Annotated in this window: 19 protein-coding genes; 8 read left to right on the forward strand and 11 right to left on the reverse strand. The window is 69.2% G+C overall.

Going from position 1 to position 24525, the window contains the following annotated elements; genetic code table 11:
- Positions 1 to 5: 5 nt before the first annotated feature.
- Together ACH413_RS22075 and ACH413_RS22080 are read right to left on the reverse strand one after the other, a co-directional pair.
- The gene (locus ACH413_RS22075; protein ID WP_360037460.1) at positions 6 to 1238 is read right to left on the reverse strand and encodes a HAMP domain-containing sensor histidine kinase; all 1233 of its coding nucleotides are present in this window, start codon (positions 1236 to 1238) and stop codon (positions 6 to 8) included.
- A 41-nt stretch (positions 1239 to 1279) separates the two neighbouring features.
- A complete protein-coding gene (locus tag ACH413_RS22080) occupies positions 1280 to 1948 on the reverse strand; it encodes a response regulator transcription factor (RefSeq protein ID WP_319980126.1) in 669 nt (222 codons plus the stop codon).
- 80 nt (positions 1949 to 2028) lie between these two features.
- Between ACH413_RS22080 and ACH413_RS22085 the strand changes: the two genes are divergently transcribed.
- The 3 genes from ACH413_RS22085 (at position 2029) to ACH413_RS22095 (ending at position 3837) form a co-directional block, all read left to right on the forward strand.
- A complete protein-coding gene (locus tag ACH413_RS22085) occupies positions 2029 to 2598 on the forward strand; it encodes a hypothetical protein (RefSeq protein ID WP_360037463.1) in 570 nt (189 codons plus the stop codon).
- Positions 2599 to 2641: 43 nt separating this feature from the next.
- Positions 2642 to 3097, forward strand: coding sequence for a hypothetical protein (locus tag ACH413_RS22090; RefSeq protein ID WP_360037466.1), 456 nt, complete (start codon positions 2642 to 2644; stop codon positions 3095 to 3097).
- 230 nt (positions 3098 to 3327) lie between these two features.
- Positions 3328 to 3837 carry an RICIN domain-containing protein gene (locus tag ACH413_RS22095; RefSeq protein WP_360037469.1) on the forward strand — a complete coding sequence of 170 codons (510 nt, stop codon included), beginning with the start codon at positions 3328 to 3330 and terminating at the stop codon, positions 3835 to 3837.
- Positions 3838 to 3888: 51 nt separating this feature from the next.
- Here the strand turns inward: ACH413_RS22095 and ACH413_RS22100 are convergent, their stop codons facing one another.
- The 3 genes from ACH413_RS22100 to ACH413_RS22110 form a co-directional block, all read right to left on the reverse strand.
- Positions 3889 to 4530 carry a hypothetical protein gene (locus ACH413_RS22100; RefSeq protein WP_360037471.1) on the reverse strand — a complete coding sequence of 214 codons (642 nt, stop codon included), beginning with the start codon at positions 4528 to 4530 and terminating at the stop codon, positions 3889 to 3891.
- Positions 4531 to 4609: 79 nt separating this feature from the next.
- Complete coding sequence (locus tag ACH413_RS22105) at positions 4610 to 5653, reverse strand: potassium channel family protein (RefSeq protein WP_360037474.1); 1044 nt, start codon at positions 5651 to 5653, stop codon at positions 4610 to 4612.
- Entirely contained in the window at positions 5650 to 7074 is a 1425-nt protein-coding gene (locus ACH413_RS22110; RefSeq protein ID WP_360037477.1) for a M20/M25/M40 family metallo-hydrolase, read from the reverse strand. The genes ACH413_RS22105 and ACH413_RS22110 overlap by 4 nt, the downstream gene beginning before the upstream one ends.
- 62 nt (positions 7075 to 7136) lie before the next feature.
- On the opposite strand from ACH413_RS22110, the gene ACH413_RS22115 reads away from it, so the two are divergent.
- Both ACH413_RS22115 and ACH413_RS22120 read left to right on the forward strand, forming a co-directional pair.
- Complete coding sequence (locus ACH413_RS22115) at positions 7137 to 7517, forward strand: hypothetical protein (RefSeq protein ID WP_360037479.1); 381 nt, start codon at positions 7137 to 7139, stop codon at positions 7515 to 7517.
- Between the two features lie 76 nt (positions 7518 to 7593).
- Positions 7594 to 8133, forward strand: coding sequence for a hypothetical protein (locus ACH413_RS22120; RefSeq protein ID WP_396425137.1), 540 nt, complete (start codon positions 7594 to 7596; stop codon positions 8131 to 8133).
- Here ACH413_RS22120 and ACH413_RS22125 read toward each other — a convergent pair whose 3' ends face one another.
- Both ACH413_RS22125 and ACH413_RS22130 read right to left on the reverse strand, forming a co-directional pair.
- Positions 8134 to 11493: an ATP-dependent DNA helicase gene (locus ACH413_RS22125; protein WP_360037485.1), complete on the reverse strand. Its 3360-nt coding sequence runs from the start codon at positions 11491 to 11493 to the stop codon at positions 8134 to 8136.
- Between the two features lie 97 nt (positions 11494 to 11590).
- Positions 11591 to 14728: an ATP-dependent DNA helicase gene (locus tag ACH413_RS22130; RefSeq protein ID WP_360037488.1), complete on the reverse strand. Its 3138-nt coding sequence runs from the start codon at positions 14726 to 14728 to the stop codon at positions 11591 to 11593.
- Between the two features lie 174 nt (positions 14729 to 14902).
- On the opposite strand from ACH413_RS22130, the gene ACH413_RS22135 reads away from it, so the two are divergent.
- The gene (locus ACH413_RS22135; protein ID WP_360037491.1) at positions 14903 to 15850 is read left to right on the forward strand and encodes a chitinase; all 948 of its coding nucleotides are present in this window, start codon (positions 14903 to 14905) and stop codon (positions 15848 to 15850) included.
- Positions 15851 to 15896: 46 nt separating this feature from the next.
- On the opposite strand, the gene ACH413_RS22140 is transcribed toward ACH413_RS22135, so the two are convergent.
- Together ACH413_RS22140 and ACH413_RS22145 are read right to left on the reverse strand one after the other, a co-directional pair.
- Positions 15897 to 17912 (reverse strand): EAL domain-containing protein, encoded by a 2016-nt coding sequence (locus ACH413_RS22140; RefSeq protein WP_360037494.1) that lies wholly within the window; start codon positions 17910 to 17912, stop codon positions 15897 to 15899.
- A 211-nt stretch (positions 17913 to 18123) separates the two neighbouring features.
- Entirely contained in the window at positions 18124 to 18939 is an 816-nt protein-coding gene (locus ACH413_RS22145; RefSeq protein ID WP_360037497.1) for an SAM-dependent methyltransferase, read from the reverse strand.
- Positions 18940 to 19102: 163 nt separating this feature from the next.
- Between ACH413_RS22145 and ACH413_RS22150 the strand changes: the two genes are divergently transcribed.
- Both ACH413_RS22150 and ACH413_RS22155 read left to right on the forward strand, forming a co-directional pair.
- Entirely contained in the window at positions 19103 to 20416 is a 1314-nt protein-coding gene (locus ACH413_RS22150) for a cytochrome P450 (protein WP_360037500.1), read from the forward strand.
- Between the two features lie 17 nt (positions 20417 to 20433).
- Positions 20434 to 21432: an alpha/beta fold hydrolase gene (locus tag ACH413_RS22155; protein ID WP_360037503.1), complete on the forward strand. Its 999-nt coding sequence runs from the start codon at positions 20434 to 20436 to the stop codon at positions 21430 to 21432.
- Here ACH413_RS22155 and ACH413_RS22160 read toward each other — a convergent pair.
- Positions 21429 to 23441, reverse strand: a complete 2013-nt coding sequence (locus ACH413_RS22160) for an EAL domain-containing protein (protein ID WP_360037506.1) — start codon at positions 23439 to 23441, stop codon at positions 21429 to 21431. The genes ACH413_RS22155 and ACH413_RS22160 overlap by 4 nt on opposite strands.
- A gap of 174 nt (positions 23442 to 23615) precedes the next feature.
- Positions 23616 to 24434 carry an SAM-dependent methyltransferase gene (locus tag ACH413_RS22165; protein ID WP_360037508.1) on the reverse strand — a complete coding sequence of 273 codons (819 nt, stop codon included), beginning with the start codon at positions 24432 to 24434 and terminating at the stop codon, positions 23616 to 23618.
- Positions 24435 to 24525: the final 91 nt, after the last annotated feature.

Genomic DNA, 24525 nt, shown 5'->3' on the forward strand with positions numbered 1-24525 from the left:
TGGAATCAAACGTGGCTCGGCTGGGCGACTGGATTAACCGCGGGCAGCGTCACGCGGAAGACCGCTCCCTGCGCGGACGGCTCGCAGGTCAGGTCCCCGCCGTGCGCCCGGATCACCCCTCGGGCGATGGCCAGCCCCAGCCCGGATCCACCCGACCGCCGATCCCGCGCATCGTCAAGCCGAACAAGCCGATCAAAGATCCGCTCCCGCTCGGCCTCAGGGACACCAGGCCCGTTGTCGGACACGGTGAACCCGGTCAGGTCAACACGGATCCGAACGGTCCCCTGTGGCCCAGTCGCCTGCCGAGCGTTGTCCACCAGGTTCGCCAACACCTGCGCCAACCGCTGCCCATCCCCAACAACAGCAACCGGCACCCCTTCAACCGCAATGTCGAAGTCAGGCGCCACAAACCGAGTCCGAGCCACCTCAGCCTCGGCAAGCCCCAGCAAATCCACCGACTCCCGCTGCATCTCGTACCCAGCGTCCAACTGAGCCAGCGCGAGCAAGTCGTCAACCAGCCGCCCGGCCCGACGAGCCTCCCGAACCAGCAGGAACGACATCTGATCCCGATCAGGCGAGTCGACGGGAGCCTGCACCAAGGCCTCAGCCACAGCCTGCACCCCGGTGATCGGCGTCCGCAGCTCGTGAGCGGCGTCAGCGACGAACCGCCGAGTCCGCTGCTCAGACCCCTCCAAGGAATCCAGCATCCCGTCGAACGCGGCCGCCGTCCGCCCCAGCTCGGTGTCGGTCCGGGACGGATTCAACCGCCCACCCCGATGCCCGGCAGCAATGGCCTGGGCCAGCGAGGTCATGGCATCGAGCGGCGCCAACGCCCGCCGCACCACCACGATGATCAGCAGACCGGTGACGGCGATCGCCCCGAGACCCAGCAGCACCAGCAGCTTCCGCAACCGGTGCTGCGCCTGCGAGATCGCCTCGGTGTCGGCGTAGAGGGTGACCTTGTTGCGGCCGACGGTGCGGACCTGGCGGGTGAACTGCCCCTCGTCGGGCGCGCTGCCGACGGTCGTGCCGTTGGGCAGCTCGATGGTGACGTGGACGTTGCGCTTGGTCAGCACGCCGACGACCTCGGACGGACGCTTGCCGTTCTTCAGCATCTCCACCGCGCGCGACTCGGTGCTGTTCAGCACCCCGTCGACGTCCTTGGAGGACTGCCCGGCGAACGTCCGGTCGACCGAGATCACCAGTGCCACCAGCACGAGGAACAGCACCAGCAGCACCGACACCGCTACCCGCCTGCGCAGCGAGACCGTGCGGAGGTTCATTCCTCGGCCCGCAGCACGTACCCAAGGCCGCGCACGGTGTGCACGAGCCGTGTGCCGTGTTCCTCGATCTTGCGGCGCACAGCGCTGACGTGGACCTCGACCAGGTTGGGGTCGTAGTCCTCGTAGCCCCACACGGCCGTGAGGATCTGCGTCTTGGACACGACGCGTCCACGTTGGGCGGCCAGGTACACCAGCAGCCGCAGTTCGGTCGCGGTCAGTTCGATCGGCTGGTCGGCGCGCATGACGACACCCGCGTCGGCGTCCACGACCAGGTCGCCGACCTGCACGGTCGACGGTGTCCTGCCCAGTCGCCGCAGCACCGCCGACACCCGTGCCACGAGCTCTGCCAGCACGAACGGCTTGCCCACGTAGTCGTCGGCGCCGCCGGAGAGCCCGCGCAGCCGGTCGGGGACGCCGTCGCGCGCGGTCAGCATGACCACGCCGGCGCCGGACGAGCGGCGAATGACCTCCAGCAACTGGAAGCCGTCGCGGCCGGGCAACATCACGTCGAGCACGACCAGGTCAGGACGGAACCGGCCGAGGTCGGTCTCCAGCTGACGCCCGTCCAGCCGGTGCTGCACCTCGTACCCGGACTCACGCAGCGCGGAAGACACTGCGGCGCCGATCGCCTCGGCGTCCTCGATCACCAACACCCTGGCGGACACCCCACCATTCTGCTGATCATCGGGACTTCGGGCGACTCGCCTTCAGCTTGCGCTCAGATTGCGCGTGCACTCTGGGGCGCATGTCGAAGAAATCAGCGTGGGCCGGCGCCATCGTCGCGGCCGTCGGCCTGACCGTCGGCGGCATTGCTGTCGCGACGGCCGCCGAGGGCCCGGACGGCCCGGCCGCGGCGTTCGCGGAGCGCCACCCCGGCGGTCCCGGCAAGGGCGGCCGCGCGGACAAGGCCAAGCTCAAGGACAGCACTCTGGTCGTCGGACGGGTCAAGTCGGTCGAGACCGGCAAGCTCACGATCACCAAGGACGACGGCAGCGAGGTGTCGTTGACCACTGACAGCGCGACGAAGCTGCGCGGTGGCGACCTCGCCGGACTCAAGGCCGACCAGCGCGTGACCGTGCGCGTGAAGGACGGCAAGGCGCTGAACGTGGCGCTGGCCAAGGCGCAGGTGCGGGGCACCGTCAAGGACGTCAACGGCAACAACGCCACGTTGGTGCAGGTCGACGGCCTCCAGACGCCGCTCGACCTGTCGTCGGTGAGCGAGAAGCCGAAGAACGGTGACCTCGTCGCCGTCACCGGGACCGTGTCCGACGGCAAGACCGTCAAGGTCGACCAGCTGCGTCAGCTGCCGAAGTAAACCTGGGCTCCACGCGGACCGCCGCGTCTGCGAACATCGCAGTGTGGCGGTTCCGCGAAGCCCGGACAGATGGGTGTTCATCCTGCTGGTCGTCGGACTGGTCGGGATCGGGGTCGCGATCGCCCTTTTGGCGCCGGCCAAGGTGCTGGGCGCCGAGGAACCCCCTAGACCCGTGACCGCGACCGTTGTCGAAAGCGGCTCGTGCGGCCAGGGCATGGACACGGTCGAGTGGGATGCCGATGGCCAGAAGAAGCAGGCCAAGCTCGACGGCTGCGGCCACACCAAGGGCGAGACAGTCGAGATCATCAACACCGGCGGCGAGATGGTGTCCTCCGCCGCCTCCGTCCCGGCCGGACTTCCGGTCGGGCGCCGCCTCACCGCGCTGCTGCTGTGCATGGCCGCGCTGGCGGGCGGCTTCTACGCGTTCCTCTTCCGTTACGCGCCCCTGCGAGCGCCTGCGGTGCTGTCTGTTCCGCGCCAGGCGAAACAGACTTCTTGACAATTAGATCGTTTGGGCTATTTCACGCTTTGAAATTTCACAATAACGTGAGCTGCGGACCTGGCCTGGGGGCACCAGGGTCCGCTGGGGTTGAGAGCAGTTCGTAACGCAGCGAAGACTGCGCCCCCTGATGTTCGTGAGCTGCCGTCACTGTTTTCGATCACTTCTTTTGTCACGCCTTTTTCAGTCTGGGGGACTCTTTGAAGCGTGCAAGGATTCGGATCGCGACCGTGTTTTTCGGAGTACTTCTCGCGTTGGTCGGCACCTTTCAGCCGGCCAACGCGGAACCACTGAGTTCGTTGTCGGAGAAGGCCGGTGCGACCAAGGCCCTCACCGTCTTCTGGCTGTTGAACAAGAACAGCGGCAAGTGCGCACTGGTCAGGGGCGGGGCCGACAACACGTCCGTCGTCCAGAACCAGTGCCTGGACTTCGCCGACCAGAAGTGGTTCCTCGTCAGCAAGGGCGGGAATCTGTACCAGATCCGCAACGTGAACAGTGGCAAGTGTCTGCTCGTCCGAGGTTCGGACAACAACGCCCCGGTCGTCCAGAACCAGTGCCTGGACTTCGCTGACCAGTACTGGTATTTCCCGTCGTACCCCGGTGACCCCAACTGGTCTCACGTGAAGAACCTCAACAGCGGCAAGTGCCTGGTTGTTCGCGGAAACAGCGACAACGCCCCGTTGGTGCAGTTCGACTGCGCGCAATTCGCGGACCAGGCCTGGGTGGCCGTGATCGAGTGAGTCACGTACCCCGCCTCGGCGACGCCGAGGCGGGGTACCGGTGCGTGCTCGCTACTCCTCGACCGGGTGAGCCGGTTTCCTGACGTCCACGAGCAGATCGACCACGTCGCACGCCATGGCGGCCACGTCGTCGATCTGCTCGGCGAGGTCCATGTCGGTGAAGGTGAAACAGGCGACGCCGTCGGCGATGTCCACGGCGGGTGGCTCGTACGACCTCAGCTGGGCGAGGACCTTCCGCTCGGTGTCTCCCGACACGAGAGGCGCCAAGCTCCCCAGGACCCCGTAGCGCCTGGGGCTCTGGAGCGGGTTCATCTGCAGGTCTCCCGGCAGTTCCGGCGCGTCCACCGCCACCACGAGGCCCGGGACGACGGCCCACCTGGTCGGGACGCCCTGATAGGTCCCAGCGACCCTCGACGAGGCGAAGACGGCGACCCGCACGGCCCGCCCGTCGTGCGTTCCCGCCACCGCCGCGTGCCGCGCCAGGTCCGCCTCGCCCATCCGCCCCGCTGGCACGTCCTCGTCGTCGGCGAGCCGTCGCCAACGGGAACCGCCCGCCTGGCGCCGGAGTGCGCCCGCGCCGGCCGAGAGCGATCGGGCCTGCGCGTTCTCCTGCCCGACGTTGACGATCGACGCCACGATGATCGCGATCAACACGAGGGTCCCGATCACCATCAGGACCTGCGGCAGACCCATGCGTCCTCCGAGGAGCGTTCGCCGGCACGGCTCCCCGGTCGCGGGGAGCCCCTCATTGGACTACGCGCGCGGAGTGGTTTCACTCTTCTCCGGGCGGGGTCACCTTCTTGACGTAGAGCAGCCGGTCCCCCGGCTCGATCGCGTCCGCCTCGGGTGCGTCCACCCGGAACAACGTCTTGCCCCGCACCACACCGAGCACGATGTCGGACAGGTGCCTCGGCGACCCGCCGATCTCGCTCTTCTCAACGTCGCGCTCGGCGATCGCGAGGCCCGCGTCGGGCGTGAGCAGGTCCTCGACCATCGCCACGACGGACGGCGTCGCGGTGGCCATGCCGAGCAGGCGACCGGCCGTCTCCGACGACACGACCACCGAGTCGGCGCCGGACTGCCTGAGCAGGTGCTCGTTCTCCCGTTCCCGCACCGACGCGACGATCTGCGCCTTGGGGGCGAGTTCGCGGGCCGTCAACGTCACCAGCACCGCCGTGTCGTCCCGGTTCGGGGCGACGACGATCGCACGCGCACGGGCCGCACCGGCGACCCTCAGCACGTCGTTGCGGGTACCGGACCCATGCACGGTCACGAGCCCGATGGCGGACGCCGCGTCGAGCGACTCCTGCACGGTGTCGACGACGACGATCGAGCCGGGCTCGGTCCCGTCGCCGAGCAGCGCGGCGACCGCTGAGCGTCCCTTCGTGCCGTAACCGACGACCACCACGTGGTCCCGCACAACCCGCCTCCACTTTTGAATGCGCAACGCCTGACGGGAGCGCTCGGTGAGAACTTCGAGTGTCGTGCCGACCAGCACGATCAGGAACAGGACCCGCAACGGCGTGATGACCAGGACGTTGACCAGCCGCGCCGACGACGACGCGGGCGTGATGTCGCCGTAGCCGGTCGTCGAGAGAGACACCGTCGCGTAGTAGAACGAGTCGAGCAACGAGACGCCGTCCTCGTTGACGTCGCGGTAGCCGTCGCGGTCCAAGTAGACGATCAGCACCGCGAGCAGCAACGCCGCCATCGCTCCGACGACGCGCTTGAGGATCGCGCGGGCAGGACTCTGCGCCTGGTCCGGCATCCTGATCACGCCGACGAGCGAGTGCGACGCTTCCTCAGACAGGCTCATCGGGACAACCTCTTCGCGATTTCTGCTTTCGCAAGCATCCGCCACAGGTGAGCGGCCGCCTCCGCGCCTTTGAGGAGCAACGGCACCACTACGCGCTCGTTCGGCGCGTGGACGCGATCATCCGGCAAGGTCGCACCGAGGTAGACGAGGGGCACCCCGAGGCGCTCCCGCAGCACCGCGGCGGGCCCCGATCCGCCGGCCCGCGCGAATCTCACGGGCTGGTCGAAGGCGAGTTCCATCGCCTCCTTGACCGCCGCGTTCGCCGGGTCGTCCGGACTGATCGCGTACGGCGGGACGCCCTCGCCCCGGAAGGTGACCTCGGCGGTGATGCCGTTCGGTGTGTGCAGGGCGACGAACTGCTCGAGCTGTTCCGCGACCCTGTCCGGCTGCTGGTCGGGCACGAGCCGGAAGCTGATCTTCGCCGTGGCGGACGCCGGGATGATCGTCTTCAGGCCGGGGCCGGTGTAGCCGCCGCTGATGCCGTTGATCTCGGCGGTGGGCCGCACCCAGATCCGTTCGAACGTGCTGTAGCCGGTCTCGCCGTGCGTCGCCTGGGCGCCGCCTCCGTTGTGCGCCAGCCACTTCCGCTCGTCGAACGGCAGCGCCGCGTAGTCCTCGCGTTCGCGGTCGGTCGGTTCCCGGACGTCGTCGTAGAAGCCGTCGAGCTGGATCCGGTTGTCGTCGTCGTGCAGCGCGGCGATGAGTTTCGCGAGCGCCGTCGCCGGGTTCGGAATCGCGCCGCCCGCACGTCCGGAATGGACGTCATCGGTGCCGCCGAAGAACGTGATCTCACCGCCGAGAACACCCCGTTGCCCGGTGTTGACCGTCGGTGCGTCGCGTTCGTGCAATGCGGTGTCGGTGAACACCACAAGATCGCAACCGAGTTCGTCGTGGTGATCTTCGAGCAGCTTTCGCAGATGCGGAGAACCCGATTCCTCCTCACCCTCGACGAAGAGTTTCAGCGTGACGCTCGGCGCATTCTGTCCGGTGGCGGCCAGATGTGCTTTCACCGCGAGCAGGTGCATCGCGACCTGTCCCTTGTCGTCGCTCGCGCCCCGCCCCCTGATCTCGTCGCCGCTGATCACGGGCTCGAACGGCGGATGCTCCCATCGCTCGATCGGATCGACCGGCTGCACGTCGTGGTGCCCGTAGACGAGCACGGTCGGTGCGTCCGGATCGGCTGCGGGCCAGCACGCGAACACGGCGGGAAGCGCGGGCCCGTCACCCCAGACCGCGACCTCCGGCCACCCGTCGCCGCGAAGCTGATCTGCGAGCCATTCGGCAGATCTCCGCACGTCAACGTGATGCCGGGGATCCACCCCGATGCTCGGAATCGTGATCCAGTCGCAGAGCCCGGCGACGAAGGAATCGGTCAGCGCGGCGACAGCGGCGCGTTCGGAATGACGAGAATCACCTGCCACGCCCGTGGAGAATAGGCCAGCCCCACCTCGCCTACGCGGCGTAGGCATGACAGGGTGACGCCATGGAACCAACCCGTTCCCGAGCGCGGTCGGCGCTGGCGCTCGCCGCACTGCTCGGTCTGGCTGGAGCAACCCACTTCACCAGGCCGAAGTACTACGACGCGATCGTCCCCCGCTCGTTGCCCGGCACCCCGCGGCAGTGGACGTACGCGTCCGGCGTGGCCGAACTGGCCGTCGCAGCCGCCGTGGCCACTCCCCGAACGCGCCGTCTGGGCGGCTTCGCGGCCACCGTGCTGTTCGTGGCCGTGTTTCCGGCGAACGTGAAAATGGCTCTGGATTTCCGGGACAAATCCCCCAAAGCCCGTGCCATCGCCTACGGTCGCCTGCCGCTGCAGATCCCGCTCGTCGCATGGGCGTGGAAAGTCGCGAAACGCTCTCCATGACCACCCTGGGTAATCCTTAACCAAGTGTCCCGCAAACGCTGTCATTTTCCGCGCGAGGAACCTTAGGATGCGCCCTGTGCAATCGCTCCTTGAACGCGCCGCAACCGCGCTCGGCTGGGACGGAGTCGTCGTACCCGACGTCGCCGTCCTGGGCCAGCAGGTGTCCGCGGTGGTGCGCTTGCTGCCCGAAGTGCACGAGTGGAGAACCGCGAACGGCTGGCCCCCGAGAGCCGACCCGTCGTGGTTCCGCTCGTGGTTCGAGCCGGACGCGCACGACCGCCTACCGGTGGCCGCGGTCGAACTGGTCGGCGTCCTGGTGAGCGAGTCCACCACGGACCGCGCCCTCCAGTCGTGCGGCACCCTCCTGACCCTGGCCCCGTGCGCGGTGATGCTCCCCCGCACCGAAGAGTCCCAGGCCTGGTCGTACATCGAACTCGACTACTACGGCATCGGCGTTGTGGTCGGCGACGACACCACCGCCGACCTCATGGTGCCGCCGGAGGACCGCTCACCGGAGTTCGGGCCGTCGCTGTTCGGGCGGTGGCTGCTCGAGGTGCTCTACGAGCGGGTGCTGAAGGCCTCGCACGCTCCCGCCAGCAGCAGCCCTCAGGCCTGATCACGACTCCACGGACCTGATCAGGTCCTTCAGTCCCTGCTCCTCCAGCAGGTCCGCAGGCCGCACCGTGTGGTCGTGCCGCACGTAGTGGAAAGCGGCCCGCACCTGTTCCAACGGCGCGCCGACCAGAGCCGCCCAGGCCAGCCGGTACGCGGCGAGCTGCACCGACAGCGCGGGCAGGGCGTCCGAGTCCGGGACGGCGCCGGTCTTCCAGTCGACGACGGTCCAGCCGTCCGGGTCGCGGTACACGGCGTCCATGCGGCCGCGCACCGAGATGCCGTCGAACTCCGCCTCGAACGGCACCTCCACGTCGTGCGGGGTGCGATCGGCCCAGGCGCTGGCCAGGAACGACTCCTTCAGACGGTCCAGGTCGGCGTCCGGAGCCGCGTCGGCGTCGCCGGCTCCCGGGAGTTCGTCGATGTCGAGCAGGCGGGTGGCTCCGAAGCGGTTCTCCAGCCACGTGTGGAAGGCGGTGCCCCGGCGGGCCAGCGGGTTCGGCGGGAACGGCAGCGGGCGGCGCAGGCGGCGGGCCAGCAGGTCCGGGTCCTTGGCCAGCTCCACGAGCTGGGAGACCGAGAGGTGGTCCGGCAGGGCCACCTGTTCGCGGCGGTTCTGCGAGGCCGCGCGTTCGGCCAGCAGCACGTCGACGTCGCGGGCCCAGCCTTCCGGGTCCTCGTCGAGAGGCATTTCCGGGTCGTCCGGGACCACGTCGTCGGGGAGCGGTTCCGGCTCCGGCGGGAAGTCGTCGTCCGGGGGCTCGTCGGTGGGAGGCGGGTAGTCCTCGTCGACGAGTTCGGCGGCGGGCTCGTCGAAGATCAGCGGCAGGGGTGCCGGTGGGGCGTTGCGCAGGGCGTCCAGAGCCGCCAGGACCATCGTCGCGCCTTCGACCACGGCGTCGCGGCGCTTGCCCAGCGGGTCGGCCGGCCATTGCGAGGTCTTGACGTCCTCGGCCAGCGGGTTCGGGGTGTCGGCGTCGGGTTCCGGGGTCCAGACGGAGATGTCGCCTGGCGCGGTGTCGCGTTGCAGGACCTCGTGCATCTCCTGCAGGAACACCGACGGGCCCTTCGGCTTGTCGCCGGCCTCCGCCCACCAGTGGCCCGACATCAGCAGGCTGTGTTCGGCCCGGGTCACGCCCACGTAGAAGAGCCGGCGTTCCTCGACCAGGCGGCGCTCCTCGAACTCCTCCGCGTGGATCGTCAGCGCCTCGTCGACCTCCTTGCGGTTGTAGCCGGCGGACAGCTTCAACTTCGGCAGGTCGGCCGAGTCGCCGCGCAGTGGAGCCGGGAGCTCGGTCACGGACTTGAGCCAGCACGAGGACTTCTTGCGGCCCGGGAACACGTCGCGGACCAGATGCGGCAACGCCACGATCCGCCACTCCAGGCCCTTCGCCGAGTGGACGGTCAGGATCTGCACGCGGTCCTCGGAGACCTCCACCTCGCCGGGTTCCAGACCGTCTTCCGCGTGCTCGGCCGTGTAGAGGTAGTCGAGCAACGACGGGAGCGTCGCGGACGGAGAGGCGGCGGCGAAGTCCGTCACGACGTCGGAGAACGCGTCGAGGTGCGCGCGGCCGACCATGCCGGGGCGGGACATCGACTCGATGTCGAGCAGCAGCGTGCGTTCGACGTCGGCGACCAGTTCGGACAGCGGCTGGTCGAGCCTGCGCCGCAACGTCGCCAGCTCGCCGCCGAGCCGCCGGATCCGCCGGTAGCCGTCGGTGGAGTAGGTGTCGGGGTCGCCGGGATCGTCCAGAGCGTCGGCGAGACCGGCCTGTTCGGCGTGTTCGCCGGGCAGCGCGTCCGCCAGGACCAGCAGCGGATCGTCCACAACGGACTGTCGCGGTGCGACGCCCGCCAGTTCGCGGGCCCGCGACCACAGCGCGGCCAGGTCGACGGCGGCCAGCCGCCAGCGCGACCCCGTCAGCAGGCGGGCGGCGGCGGTGCCGGCCAGGGGATCGACGAGCACTCGCAGCGCCGACACCAGGTCGCGCACCTCGGGTTCGTCCAGCAGGCCACCGAGGCCGACGACCTCGACCGGCAGGCCGCGTTCGCGCAGGGCCGCGGCGATGGCGGCCATGTCCGAACGGCGGCGTACCAGCACGGCCGCGGTCGGCGGGACGCCCTCGGCGTCGAGGTGCGCCTCCCACTGCGCGGCGACGTTGTCCGCCATCCAGTCGAGCTCCGCGCGGATGTCGGTGTGCAGGGCGAGCCGGACGTCACCAGGGCCAGCACCCGGCCGGGCCCGCAGCTCGTCGACGTCCAGACCGGCCTCGCGCAACGGCAGTGACACGGCGTTCGCCAGTTCCAGGACCTCGGGCGGGTTGCGGAAACTGGTCAGCAGCCCGAACTTCCGCGTCGGAGGGAAGTCGTCGGCGAAGCGCGGCAGGTTCGCCGCGGACGCCCCGCGCCAGCCGTAGATGGCCTGCGCCGGGTCGCCCACCGACGTCACCGGCATCGGCTCGCCCTCACCGAACAACGACCGCAGCAGCACGCGCTGCGCGTGCCCGGTGTCCTGGTACTCGTCCAGCAGCACGGCGCCGTACCGCTCGCGTTCCCCGGCGGACACCTCCTCGAACGAGGCCAGCTGCGCCGCCAGCGACATCTGGTCCGCGAAGTCCAACGCGGCCTCTTTGCGCTTGCGCTGCTGGTACGCGTCCAGCAATGGCAGCATCGCGACCCGCAACCGTTGCGCCGCAACGATTTCCTTCAGCTTCTCCGGCAACGCGTCCCGCTGGCGAGGCGCGCGCGGAGCGTTCTCGATCAACGCGCACAGCTCGAGGGCGTGCGCCTCCAGCGCCTCGGGCGTCACCAGGTGCTCACCCAGCTCACCGGCCAGCGACAACAGGTACCCGGTGACCGTCGCCGGCACCTTGTCCGTGTCCAGGTCCTTCGCCCACGTCGACACCACCCGGTGCGCGAGCTGCCACGACGCCGTCTGCGTCAGCAGCCGCACGCCGGGCTCCACCGGTAGCCGGAGCCCGTGCTCGGTCACCAGACGCCCCGCGTAGGCGTGGTACGTCAGCACGACGGGCTCACCGGTCAGCACGGCCATCTTGCGTTCGCCGCTGGGATCGAGTTCGTCCAACAGGGACGATCCCGCGAGCCTGCGCAGCCGGGCCCGCACGCGGTCCGCGAGCTGGCGCGCGGCCTTGCGCGTGAACGTCAGGCCGAGCACGCGGTCGGGCAGCACGAGACCGTTCGCGACCAGCCAGACGACCCGCGCGGCCATGGTCTCGGTCTTGCCCGCTCCGGCGCCCGCGATCACCAGCGCGGGCTGCGCGGGTGCGGCGATCACCTCGGCCTGCTCGGGTGTCGGCTTGTTCAGCCCGAGCGCCTCCGCGATCTCAAACGGGCTGACGGTCACCAGTACATCTTCCTACCCGGGCCGGACGGGGCCGCACCACCCGGGACGGTGTGTTCGCCGACAGTTCGAGAACGAGAAACGCGCAGGTCAACAGTACTTACTCACTGACCTGCCGCCCGGACGGGTGCACCGGGCACGTCGTGCGCGCCGGGCAACGATCGCAGTCCGCGTTCTCCCGAGCCGTGTACAGCGGGCCCAGCACCGACTCCGCGGCACCCTGCACGACCTCCAGCCACGCCCGCACACCCTGTTCGTCCAGCGGCGCCTGGCTGCGTTCGACAGCTCCTGTCTTCTTGTCCTCCTTCGCCACGTAGAGCAGGCGGGCACCGCCTGGCTCGGTTCCCAGTCCGATGTGGGTGAAGCCGCCCAGCGACGACGCCAGCTGGTAGACGGCCAGCTGCGGGTGTTCCTGCGACGCCTCCCGCGACACCGGGCTCTTGCCGGTCTTGAGGTCGATCACGACGGGGCGGCCGTCCTCGTCGTGTTCGAGACGGTCGACCCGGCCCCTGACCTGCAACCACGGCCCGCCGTCGCGCTTGGGCACCTCGACGACCATCTCCTCCTCGACCGCGACCTGCGTGAGCTGGCCGCGGCTCATGGTCAGCCACGCGAGGAACGTGTCGAGCATCTTCTCCACCCGCAGGCGTTCGCGGCGGGAGAACCACGGGGCACCGGCGTCCACCGCGGCCCACGCCTCGTCCAGCTTCACCCTCAGCTGCGCGGAGTCCGCTCCCGAGGCCGCGGCCTGCGCCAGCGCGTGGACCAGCGTGCCCGTGACCGAGGCGAGCTCGGCCGGGTCCTGGCCGCCGTGCCGCTCCACGACCCAGCGCAGCGGGCACTTCGTGATCACCTCGATGGTCGACGGCGTCACGCTGACCTTCTGGTCCTCCGTCCACAGTGGAGCGTCGATCGACACCTCCGCCAACCCGTACCAGGACTCCGGGTGCGCACCGGGCACACCGGCCTCGGCCAGCCGCGCCAATTGCTCGGCGGCGCGGAAACGGCGATCGACGTCCTCGGTGTCCGAACACACCACCCGGCGCAGCTCGCCGACCAGTTCGCCCAGCACCAGACCGCGCTGCGGGCGGTGCAGCTTCCGTTCGTCCTCAGCGGACGACTCGATCTCGTCCAGGAACCGCGACGGCTGCTCGTCCTCACCCCGCACGGCGCTGATCAACAGCTTCGACCGGGCCCGCGAGGCCGCGACCAGCAGCAACCGGCGTTCCTCCGCCAGGATCGGCGCCACCGCCGACACCGAGGGCTCCAGGCCCGCCAGCACGTCCACCATGCGTTCGACGCCCAGCACGGTGCCGCGCAGCCGCAGGTCCGGCCAGCTGCCCTCCTGCACGCCGGGCACCGCGACGACCTCCCACTCGCGCCCCGCCGCCGAGTGCGCCGTCAGCACGGACACCGCCTCCCCGGTCGGGGCGGAGGCGGCCAGCGTGTCGCCCACGATCCGTTGCGACTCCAGGTAGTCCGCGAACCCGGCGACCCCCGAACCCGGCAGCCGGTCGACGTACTTCGCGGCCGCCTCGAACAACGCCACGATCGCGTCGAGGTCGCGGTCCGCCTGCATGCCCGGCATGCCGCGCCGGGACGACTGCGCCACCCACCGGTCCTGCAGACCGGTCGCCGTCCACAGGTCCCACAGCACGACCTCGACGGACTTCCCCGCCCCGATCGCCTTGCGCGCCAACGCCAGCAGGTGCCCGATCCGCCGCGCGGGCAACGACTCCGCGTCCTCCAGGGCCGCCAGCCGGTCCGCGGTCTCCACGACCTCGACCAGCAGTTCACCGCTCGGCCGGTCGCCGCCCGCCGCCATCTCCAGCCGCCGCAGACCACGCCGCAACCGCCTCAGCGCCAACGGATCCGCACCGCCGTAGGACGACGACAGCAACATGGCCGCCGTGTCCTCGTCCAACGTTCCCGGCGCAGCCGCGGCACGGACCAAAGCCAGCAACGGACGCACGGAAGGCTGCTGCGCCAACGGCAACTCGTCCGACGCCACGGACACCGGCACACCCGCGGCGAGCAAAGCCCGTTGCAGCACCGGCAACGACAACGTCGCCGACCGCACCACCACGGCCATCTGCGACCACGGCACCTCGTCGGCCAGGTGCGAGCGCCGCAGCTGGTCCGCCACCCACGTCGCCTCCTGCGCGGACGACGCGAGCAACCGCACCTGCACGGACCCCTCGCCCTCGACCGGCTCCACCAGGCGCGACGGAGAGGCACCGGGCAACCGGGCGGCCAGCCGGGCCACCGCGTCCCGGACCTCGGGCATCATCCGGTGCGACTGCCGCAGCACCACGGTCTCGCCGTCGACGTCCCGCAGGATCTCCGGGTCGGCGCCGCGGAACGTGAAGATCGCCTGGTCCGGATCACCGGCCAGCACGAACCGCGCGGCCCCCGACCCGAGCGAGCGGATCAGCGAGTACTGCATCGGATCGAGGTGCTGCGCGTCGTCGACCAGCAGGTACCGCACGCGCCGCCGTTCGCCGAACAGCAGGTCCTCGTCGTTCACGAACGCCGCGTAGGCCGACGACACCAGCTCCGCCGCGTCGTAGGCCGGGGCGTACGCCGTCGCGGAGTCCATGCCGGACAACAGGTTCACCGCCTCGTACTGCGCCCCGAACCGCCCGGCGGCCACCCACTCGTCCCGCCCGTGCTGCTCGCCGAGCTCGATCAGGTCCTCCGGCCCGAGACCGCGTTCCGCCGCCCGCAGCAGCAGATCCCGCAGCTCGTGCGCGAACCCAGGCAGTTCGAGAGCCGGCCGCAACCGCTCCGGCCACTTCAGCGCGCCCAGCTCGACGTCGCCGGCGAGCAGTTCGCGCACCATCGCGTCCTGGTCCGGCCCGGACAGCAACCGCGGCGGCGGCTCGTCGAGCAGCACCGCCTGGTTGCGCAGCACCGCGAACGCGTAGGAGTGCACGGTCCGCACCAACGGCTCGCGAATCGCCGACAGGTGCCCCGTCAGCAACTGCGTGATCTGCGCGCGCAATGCCACCGAAGCGCGCCTGTTCGCCGTCAGCACGAGCACGTTCTCGGGGTCGGCCCCGTGCTCCAGCACGACGTGCGCGGCCAGTTCGGCGAGCAGCGTCGTCTTGCCGGTGCCGGGGCCGCCGAGCACCCGGACGAAGCCCTCGTGCTCGAAGACCCGCTGGGCAGCGGCGTCCCACCGGGGACGCGGGCGCGTCTCCGGCTTCCGGCGGACCAGCTGGGGTGGAAGTGCCACGACCCGATTGCACCACGCGGCACCGACAAGATCGTCAAAGCCTGCCGGACAGGCCTCGGCCGATTTCGTCTACCTTCTTGACAGATAGTGGTGGTCTAGTCCATTTTTGAAGACGTTGTGAGCCCCCTCACTGCCAGCTCCGCCGCCCTGGACCGAGCAGTCTTTGGAGGACTGATGAAGCGGTTCCTCGTCGGCGCTGTCGCTGCCACGTGCGCGGCGATCATGCTGCCCACGACCGCACAGGCGGCCGTCAACCCCGTGCTCGCGGCCCCCTACCTCTATCAATGGGGCGGTCAGCCCAACCCCGCCACGGTGATGCAGCAGACGGGCATCAAGTCGTTCACGCTCGCGTTCATCCTGAGCAACGGCACGTGCAACCCGCAGTGGGACGGCAACCGCTCGCTGACCGGGTCGGACAAGACCCTGATCAACAACATCCGCGCGGCCGGCGGTGACGCGGTGCCGTCGATCGGCGGCTGGTCCGGCAACAAGCTCGGCCAGTCCTGCACCTCCGTGAGCGCACTCGCGGGCGCCTACCAGAAGGTGATCGACGCCTACGCGCTCAAGGCGATCGACATCGACATCGAGGCGGCCGAGTTCGAGAACAACACCACGCAGGACCGGGTGCTCGGCGCGCTGAAGATCATCAAGCAGAACAACCCCGGCGTGAAGACGGTCATCACCATGCCGACCGACCGCACCGGCCCGAACTCGTGGGGCAAGCGCCTGGTCACCCGCGCCAAGGAACTCGGCACGCCGATCGACACGTGGGCCGTCATGCCGTTCGACTGGGGCACCGGCGGTGACATGTTCGCGTACACCAAGAGCGCCGTCGACGGCCTGAAGAACCACGTCAAGTCGACGTTCGGCCTCACGGACGACGCGGCCTACCGGCGCAGCGGCCTGTCGTCGATGAACGGCAAGACCGACACCGGCGAGACCGTCACCCCGCAGAACTTCCGCGACATCGTGGGCTGGGCGAACTCCAAGCACCTGTCGCGCGTCTCGTTCTGGGCCGTGAACCGGGACCGCGGTAACTGCGGGGCAATGAGCTCCTCATGCAGCGGCATCAACCAGCAGACCTACGAATTCACCAAGGCGCTGGCCGGTTTCACTGGTTAGACCACGAACTCCTCCGGTGGCCGGACGTGACCCCGCCCCCGTCCGGTCACCGGAGATCCAGCTTCTCCAGGAACTCACCGGGCTCCCGGGCCACCCCGAAGTGGTCGCCGGTCGCGAAGTCCGCACCGGCGTCACGCCACCACGCGGCCAGCTCGGCGCTGTCGATCCCCTCCACGGCGACCGCCACGCCCCGCTCCCGCAGCAACGGCAGGAGCGCGGCGACGTACTCGGACCGGCTCTCCACCAGTCCACGCGCCACCCGGACGGCGCGCAGCGGGACGTCGGCGGCGAGCAGGCCGAAGTCCAGCGGCCCCATGCCGAAGTCGTCGATCGCCGTCAGGACGCCCATGCGCGCCAGCACCGAGACGTTGTCCGCGGCGTCGGCCCCGGCCAGCACCGCGCCGGGCACGCTGATCATCAGCTTCTCGCCGGGCATCCCGATCTGGTCGAGCGCGTCCACCACCCGTGAGACCAGGTCCGCGTCGGACGCCTGGTGCGCGGTGAGCCGCACGGCCAGCGGCTTGTCGAACTGCCCGCGCTGCCGCCACCACGTCGACTGACCGCCGGCGACCTGCAGCAGCCACCCGCCGATCGGCAGGATCAGCCCGGTTTGCTCGGCGAGCTCAGCACATCGGTCGTGGCCCAGCACGCCGGATCCCGGCCTGTCCCAGCACAACTCCGCTTCGACGCCGACGACCGAACCGTCCGTCAGCCGGACGATCGGCTGGTACCGCACGGTGATCTCACCGTTCTCCCACGCGGCCGGCATCTCCACGGCCAGCGCGTCGTCGCGGCGTTCCTCGGCGTCCTGACCGGCGTGGAACAGCTCCCACTGTCCGCGCCTGCCCTTCTTGGCCCTGCGCAACGACCTTTCCGCCGCGCGCAGCACGTCGAGCGGTTCCACGTCGCTGCCCGGCCGGTGCACGACGCCCGCGCTGACCGACGCCGACACCCCGTGGCCTTCCACGAAGGTCGGTTCGAGCGCCAGGTCGTCGTTGATGCTCCTCATGATCGCGTCGATGCCCGGCGTGGTCGCGGTGTTCTCCACGAGGACGCCGAACTCGTCGCCGCCGAACCTGGCGATCATGACCTTCTCGCCCGCCAGCAACGCCTGCAACCGTTGCGCCACGTGCTGCAGGTACCGTTCGACGACCCGGCCGCCGAAGGTGTCGCGCAGCATGCCGAACGCGTCGAGGTCGATGTGGAAGACCGTGATGCCGTGCTCGGAATCGCTCTTGCGCAGCGCGATCTCCAGCTGCGTGGTGAAGAACTGGCGGTTCGGCAGACCGGTCAGCGCGTCGTGCAGCGACTGCCGCTTGAGCTCGTTCTGCAGCAACGCCAGCTCGGTGCCGTCCTCGACCACCACGACGAAGTGGCTCGGTTTGTTGTCGGCGCCGCGCAGCAGGGACGCGGTGAGCGTCACCCGCGCGGACTCGCCGTCGTTGCGCAGCAACCGCTGCGACTGCCGGACGCGGTCGGTGCTGCCGGCGGCGAGAGCGGTCATCGCGTCGCGCAGCATCTCGGTGAAGGCGGGCTCGATCAGGTCGAGCAGCGGAGTGCCGGTGAGCTCCTCCGAGGTGCGCCCGAGGATCTGACCGATGGCCTCGTTCACCTGGAGCAGCCTGCCCTCGAGGTCGACGATCAGCACGCCGTTCGTGGACGACGTGACGACCTCGTTGAAGCGGGCCTGGCTCTCCTTGAGGTTCCAGTTCGCGTCGCGGACCGCCTTGAGCAACGAGCGCTGCATGCTCTCCTGCTGCGCGAGCACCGACTCGGCGTTGGCCGCGGTGAAGCCGGCGCCGAGCGCGCCCATCGCGAGCGCGATCCGTTCCGCGTAGAGCTGCACCGGCTGGAACTCCGGCAGCGCGAGCAGCCCCTTGCCGAGCACCTCGCTCGTGCACCGCAGCCCGAACTTCCCGAGGTGACCGAGCGTCGCCAATTCGGCGCCGGCTGCCTCGATCGAGGTAGTCACGAACGGCTCTTCGTGCAGCATCGAGCACAACGCGTCCAGGCGGATGCGCAGTTCCTCGTCCAGATCTTCTCGCCCCAGCGGAATCGCCACCGCACCAAGCAGGCGATACGACCATTTCCGGGCAAGCGTCATCCGCGCCCGCGCATTGTCCTGCGACGAGGGCGTTACACCAGATATTCGACCCGGGTTGGACATTCGAGGACAGCCTCGCAATGACTCAGAAGGTCCCGGCAGTTTACCCACGCACAGTCGGTCACGCCTCAACCGGCCGCGTGAATCAACTTCACACCATCGATAATCGTTATGGCTTCCGTCCGACGCCGGCGAACGCGATCCTGTTGACCGCCGGATCGTCCGAGATGTCACCGGGTCCGGAGGGTCGCCATTCGGCGTACTTGACCAGTCCGGGCTCGACCAGGTCGAAATCACCGAAGAAGGACTCGATCTCGGCGCGGTCGCGATAGGTGACGTCGCCGCCGCCCGACTTGCTCATCCTGTCGGTCACGGCCCTGGCCTCGTCGTTGACGTGGTCGCCCGCCATGTGCGAGATCGCCAGGTAGCTCCCGCTGGGCAGGGCCTCCCGGTAGCGCTTGAGCAGGCTCTGCGGATCGGCCTCGTTCGGCACCCAGTGCACCATGAACAGCATCAGCAGGCCGACCGGCTGGTCGAGGTCGAGCAACCGGTTCAGCTCACCGCTGTTCAGGATGCTCTCCGGGTCGCGCATGTCGGCCTGCAGCACGCCGACCCGGTCGTTGCCCGCGACGATCAGCTCGCCGTGCGCGACGGCGACGGGATCGCGGTCCACGTACAGGACGCGGCACTCGGGCGCCTCCTCCTGCGCGACCTCGTGCACGTTGGCCACGGTCGGGATGCCGGAGCCGATGTCCAGGAACTGGCGCACGCCCTGGTCGGTCATGAAGCGCACCGCGCGGCGCAGGAAGGCCCGGTTGAGCCTGGCCGCGCTGCGGGAGTGCGGCATCATCTGCTCTGCCTTGTCCCCCATGACGCGGTCCACCGCGAAGTTGTGCGCGCCCCCGAGCAGGTAGTCGTAGACCCGTGCCGCACTGGGCACGGAAACATCCACGCTCTGTGGAATCCAGTTCTGCTCGCTGGACACGCTGACCACCTCTTCAGGTTGCGGACGCACTAGCTTAGTCATGCACAAAGCGCACTCGACTACGCCGCAAGTGTGAACGCACGCCACCCGATCGGGCACTGTCACTCTGCCCCGAACGACTCATAGGGTGGCTCGATCTCTTTCCACCTCGCGAGGAGCGATGATGTCCGTCCCGGTGGCACCCGGCAGGCTGCCATTTCTCGGCCATTCGTTGCCCATGCTCAGGAAAAGATTCGCATTCACCGGGAATCTGCGAGGTCAGGGTGATCTCGTCGAAGTCCACTTAGGCCCGATGCGGACCTATTTCGTCGCCAGCCCGAAGTTGACGCATCAGGTGCTGGTCACCGACGCGCCGAAGTTCCACAAAGGGCGGATGTACGACAAGTTCCGCGCGTTCGTCGGGAACGGGCTGGCGGTGTCGAGCGGCGCGTTCCACCTGCGCCAGCGCCGGATGATGCAGCCCGCGTTCCACCGCGACCGGATCGCGGGCTACGCGAAGATCATGTCCCGCGCGGCGCTCGACCTGCTGGACGGCTGGCGGCCCGGCGAGGTGCGGCAGCTGGAGGCCGACATGCAGGGCCTCGCCGTCACGATCGTCGGCGAGTCGCTGTTCTCCGCCGAGATCGACCGCAAGGCGATCGACGAGGCCCGCCGGTCGGTCTTCGTGATCATCAAGAACGGCATCCTGCGCGCGCTCTCGCCGGGGTTCGTCGAGAAGCTGCCCATCCCGGCCAACCGCGAGTTCGACGAGGCCATCGCCCGGATGCGCGCCATCGTGCACGAGGTCATCGAGAGCCGTCGCGACGACGAGACCGACCACGGCGACCTGCTGACGATGTTGCTGGCCGCCAGGGATCCCGAGTCCGGCGAACCGATGACCGACGAGCAGGTCTTCGACGAGGTCGTCACGCTGCTGACCGCGGGGATCGAGACCACCGCGCTGGCACTGGCCTGGATCTTCCACGAGATCGCCGCCAACCCCGAGGTCGAGAAGCGGGTCGTCGCGGAGATCGACGAGGTGCTGGCCGGGCGTCCGGTGACGATCGACGACGTGCCGAAGCTGACCTACCTCAGTCAGGTGGCGCACGAGGTCCTGCGCAAGTACCCGCTCTGGCTCGTCATGCGCCGCACGGCCGAGGAGGTCGAACTCGGCGGCGCTGTTCTTCCTCCGGGCACCGAGGTGATCCTCAGCCCGTACACGATGCACCACGACCCCACGCACTTCCCGGACCCCGAGCGCTTCGACCCGGACCGCTGGACGCCCGAACACGCCGCGCTGCTGCCGAAGGGCGCGTACGTCCCGTTCGGCGGCGGTGTCCACCAGTGCATCGGAAACCACTTCGCCCTGACCGAGATCGCCATCGTGGTGGCGACGGTCTGCTCGCGCTACCGGCTGGTCCCCGACCGGCCCGTGCGCACCAAGTTCACCAATGCGGCCTACCCCAACGACCTGATGATGAAGGTCGTCCCCCGCTAGCTGGAGGTTGTTCCCCCATGCGTTTCCGTCGGCTCTGTGCCGCCGTGCTGCTCGCCGCGTTCATACCGGTACCCACGCCGGCGAGCGCTGCGCAGACCACTTGCGAGGACGTGTACACGCCCGTTCAGTTCGGGCTCATCCGGCAGACGATGTACGGCAGGCTCTGCGTTCCGCAGGGAGCGAAGACGGTTCAGGTGCTCGTCCCCGGCGGCACGTACACCGGCGGGTACTGGGACATCCCGGTCGGCGGCGAGACCCGTTCGGTCACGCGGGCGATGAACGGCGCGGGCGTCGCGACCATGGTCGTGGACCGGATCGGCTCCGGTAAGAGCACCAAGCCGCTCAGCATCCTCGTGGACGTCCCGAACCAGGCCGACGCGGTGCACCAGGTCATCCAGAACCTGCGGCCGCGCTTCACCAAGGTGCTCGTGGGCGGGCACTCGATCGGCTCGGCCATCGCGATGGCGGAGGCGGGCAAGTACCGCGACGTCGACGGCGTCCTGATCACCGGCATGACGCACCAGTGGGACTACGTCAGGGCCGTGCCCGCGCTGACCAACCTGATCCCCGCCCCGCTCGACGCGAAGCTGAGCCTGCGCGGTCTCGACGTCGGCTACCTGACGACGGTGCCGGGAAGCCGCTACACCATGTTCCACGCGCCGGGCCCGAACGTGCCCGCGGTGGTGGACCTCGACGAGGCCACGAAGGACGTCGTGTCGGCCGGTGAGTTCGTCACCACCGCCCTGATGTCCAACCTCGTGCTGCCCGTCAGCGCCCTCATCAACGTGCCGGTGATGACCATCCAGACGTCGGCCGACTACTTCTGCGGCACCCCGCCGCTGGGCGCCGACTGCTCGTCGTCCGACGCGCTGGTCAGGTCCGAGAAGCCGTTCTACCCCAAGGCACCGCGAGTGGACGGCTTCGTCGTCAACGGGTACGGGCACGTCTTCAACTTCGACACCGCGACCGCCGTGCGCTACCACGACGCCGTGGTCGCGTGGCAGCGCACGATCTAGACCAGCTTCTGCAGGAACTCTCCCGCGTCGAGCGGGGAACCGAGGTGGGCGCCGATCGCGAGGTCGGCGCCCATTTCCGTCCACCACTTGGCCTGCTCGGCGGTCTCGATGCCGTCGACGCACAGGGCGATGCCGAGTTCGCGCACGGCGGGAACCAGTGCGGCGGAACGAGGATCCTGCCTGCGCACCAGGTCCTGTGGCACGAGCACGGACACCACCGGCAGCTCCGAGAGCCACGCGAGGTCGCGCGGGCCGAGGCCGAAGTCGTCGAGCGCGATCCGCACGCCCATGTCCGCCAGCGTGCTCAGACTGTCCGCCGCGCCGGCCACGCCCAGCACGCCGACCGGCATGCTCAGCGTCAGCCTGCCGCGCGGCATCCCGGTCTCCTCCAGCACCTTCGCCACCCGTGACACCAGGTCCGCGTCGGTCGACTGGTGGTGCGTGAGCCGCACGCCGAACTGCTGGTCGAGCTCGCCGCGCTGACGCCACCACTGCGCCTGGCCGGCCGCGATCCTGATCAGCCACTCGCCCATCGGCAGGATGAGGCCGCTCTCGTCCGCGAGTGCGGCGCAGCGGTCCGAAAGATCCCAGTGCAGCAAGGCTTCGACGCCGGCCAGGTCGCCGGTCGCCAGCTCGCGCACAGGGCGGTAGACCACGCCTATGTCGCCCTGTTCCCACGCTCCCGGCATCACCACGGCCAGCGCGGCGTCCCGCCGTCCGTCGGCGTCCTCGCTGGTGTGGAACAACTCCCACTGCCCGCGGCGGTCGCGCTTGGCCTGCCGCAACGCCAGATCGGCCGTGCGCAGCAGTTCCACCGGGTCGACGTCGGGCAACGGCCGGTGCACCACGCCCGCGCTCACCGACACCGCCAGGCCGTGACCGTCCACATAGGTCGGTTCGCCCAGGTCGGCGTTGACGGCCGCCATCGTGGTCGCGATGTCCGGGGTCAGCGCGGTGTTCTCCACGACGACGCCGAACTCGTCGCCGTCGAACCGCGCGATCATGGTCTTCTCGTGCGACAGCACGGCTCGCAGCCTGCGCGCGACGTGCTGGAGGAGGTGTTCGCCGACCCGTGCGCCGAGGCTGTTGCACACCAGGCCGAACGCGTCGAGGTCCAGGTGGAAGATGGTCACGCCGAACTCGGGGTCGGCCCTGCGCAGCACGGTTTCCAGGTGGGTGGTGAAGAACTGCCGGTTCGGCAGTCCCGTCAGCACGTCGTGCAGCGACTGGCGGCGCAGTTCTCCCTGCAGCAGCGCCAGTTCCGTGTCGTCGTCGGCCATCACCAGGACGTGGCTGGGCTTGCCCTCGTCGTCCCGCAGCAGCGACGCCGTGAGCGTCACCTTGGCGAACTCGCCGTCACCGCGCACGAGGTGCATCGGTTCCCGCTCGAACTCGTCGCGTTCGGACAGAACCCGTTCCATCATCTCGCGGAACACGACGATCGACGTCGGCGCGATGAGCTCGACGAGACGGGTGCCCGGCTCCGGCGGACGTCCGATGATCACAGCGATCGAGTCGTTGCCCCACGCGAGGCGCCCGTCGAGGCCGACGATCAGGACGCCGTTGGTGGACGAGGACGCGATGCCCTCGAACTTCGCCTCGCTCTGGCGCTGATCCCGTTGCGCGTCATGGGCGGCCTTGAGCAGCGACCGCTGCATGCTCTCCTGCTGGTCCAGGATCGAGCGCGCCCGTGCCGCGGTGAAGCCGCACGTCAGCGCACCGATTCCGCCGACGACGCGGACGGTGTGCTGGTCGCTCGCGCTGAACTCCTCCAGCGCCAGCAAGCCTTTGCCGAGGACGTCGACGGTGCGCTTGAGGCCGGGCTCGTTCACGTAGCCGAGAGCGACGAGCCGCTCGCCCACCTCCTCGAACGGAGCAGGGTCGAACGGTTCGCTGTGCAGCGCCGCGCACAATGCGTCGAGCTGGGCGCCCAGTTCGGCGTCCAGCTCATCCCTGCTCAGCGCGACTACGACGACACTGCTGAGCAGGTAGCTCCACTTGCGCGACAAGGCTTCTCGCGCTCGGACGGCGGCGGTGTCCGTGGGTGGAGCGGCATCGGGTCTTCGGCTTGGATTCGTCATTCCCGTTGCCCTGTATGGGTTGGAGAGTGTCCGGCAGTTTACCCACCGGCAGTCGACGCCCATTGCGCCAACCGTGTGATCCTCCGACACTACAGCGTGGTTTCAGTCCTTACGACCGACCCCAGCGTACAAGAACATGTTCATCGACGCCTCGTCGGCGAAATCCCCAGGTCCGAACGGGCGCCACTCCCCGCAGCCGACCAGACCGGGCTCTACCAGGGAAAACCCTTCGAACAACGCGCTGACCTGCGCGTGCGTGCGCATGTGCATCTGGTCGGCGCTCTTGCTGCTGTTCACCACCGCGGCGGCCTGGTCGACGTTGTCGTCGATCTGGTCCCTCGCCACGTGCGTCAGCGCCAGGAAGCTGCCGGCGGGCAGCGCGTCGCGGTAGTGGGCGACGAGCTTCTCCGGACCGTCCTCGTCGGGCACCCAGTGCATCATGAGCAGCATCAACAGCCCGACCGGTTCGTCGCGGCGCAGCAACCGCCTCACCTCGGGGCTCGACAGCACGGCCTCCGGGTCGCGCATGTCGGCGTGCACCACGGCGGCGTTCCTGTTGTCAGCCAACATCAATTCGCTGTGCGCGACGGCGATGGGGTCCTTGTCGACGTAGACGACGCGCGCGGCCGGGTCGCGTTCCTGCGCGACCTCGTGCACGTTCGCGACGGTCGGGATGCCGGAACCGATGTCGAGGAACTGGCGAATTCCCTGGTCCATCAGGAAGTTCACGGCGCGCCCGAGGAAGCGCCGGTTGAGTCTGGCGACGCTGGGCAGTCCTGGCACCAGCTTCTCGATCTGCCCGCCGACCTGCCGGTCGGCGGCGAAGTTGTGGGCGCCACCGAGGATGTAGTCGTAGACGCGGGCCATGCTCGGGACGTTCGTGTCGATGCCGAGCGGCACCCAGTTCTGGGTTTCTGCCACGGTGAACACCTCTTCGGTCGTTCGTGGCGGTGCGGGATGACGCACGAGCTTAGTCACCCGAGCGGCGTGCGCACTGAACCATCAGAGTGAT

Origin of the sequence: Lentzea sp. NPDC020367, from assembly GCF_044387305.1 — a bacterium.
Lineage (GTDB): Bacteria > Actinomycetota > Actinomycetes > Mycobacteriales > Pseudonocardiaceae > Lentzea.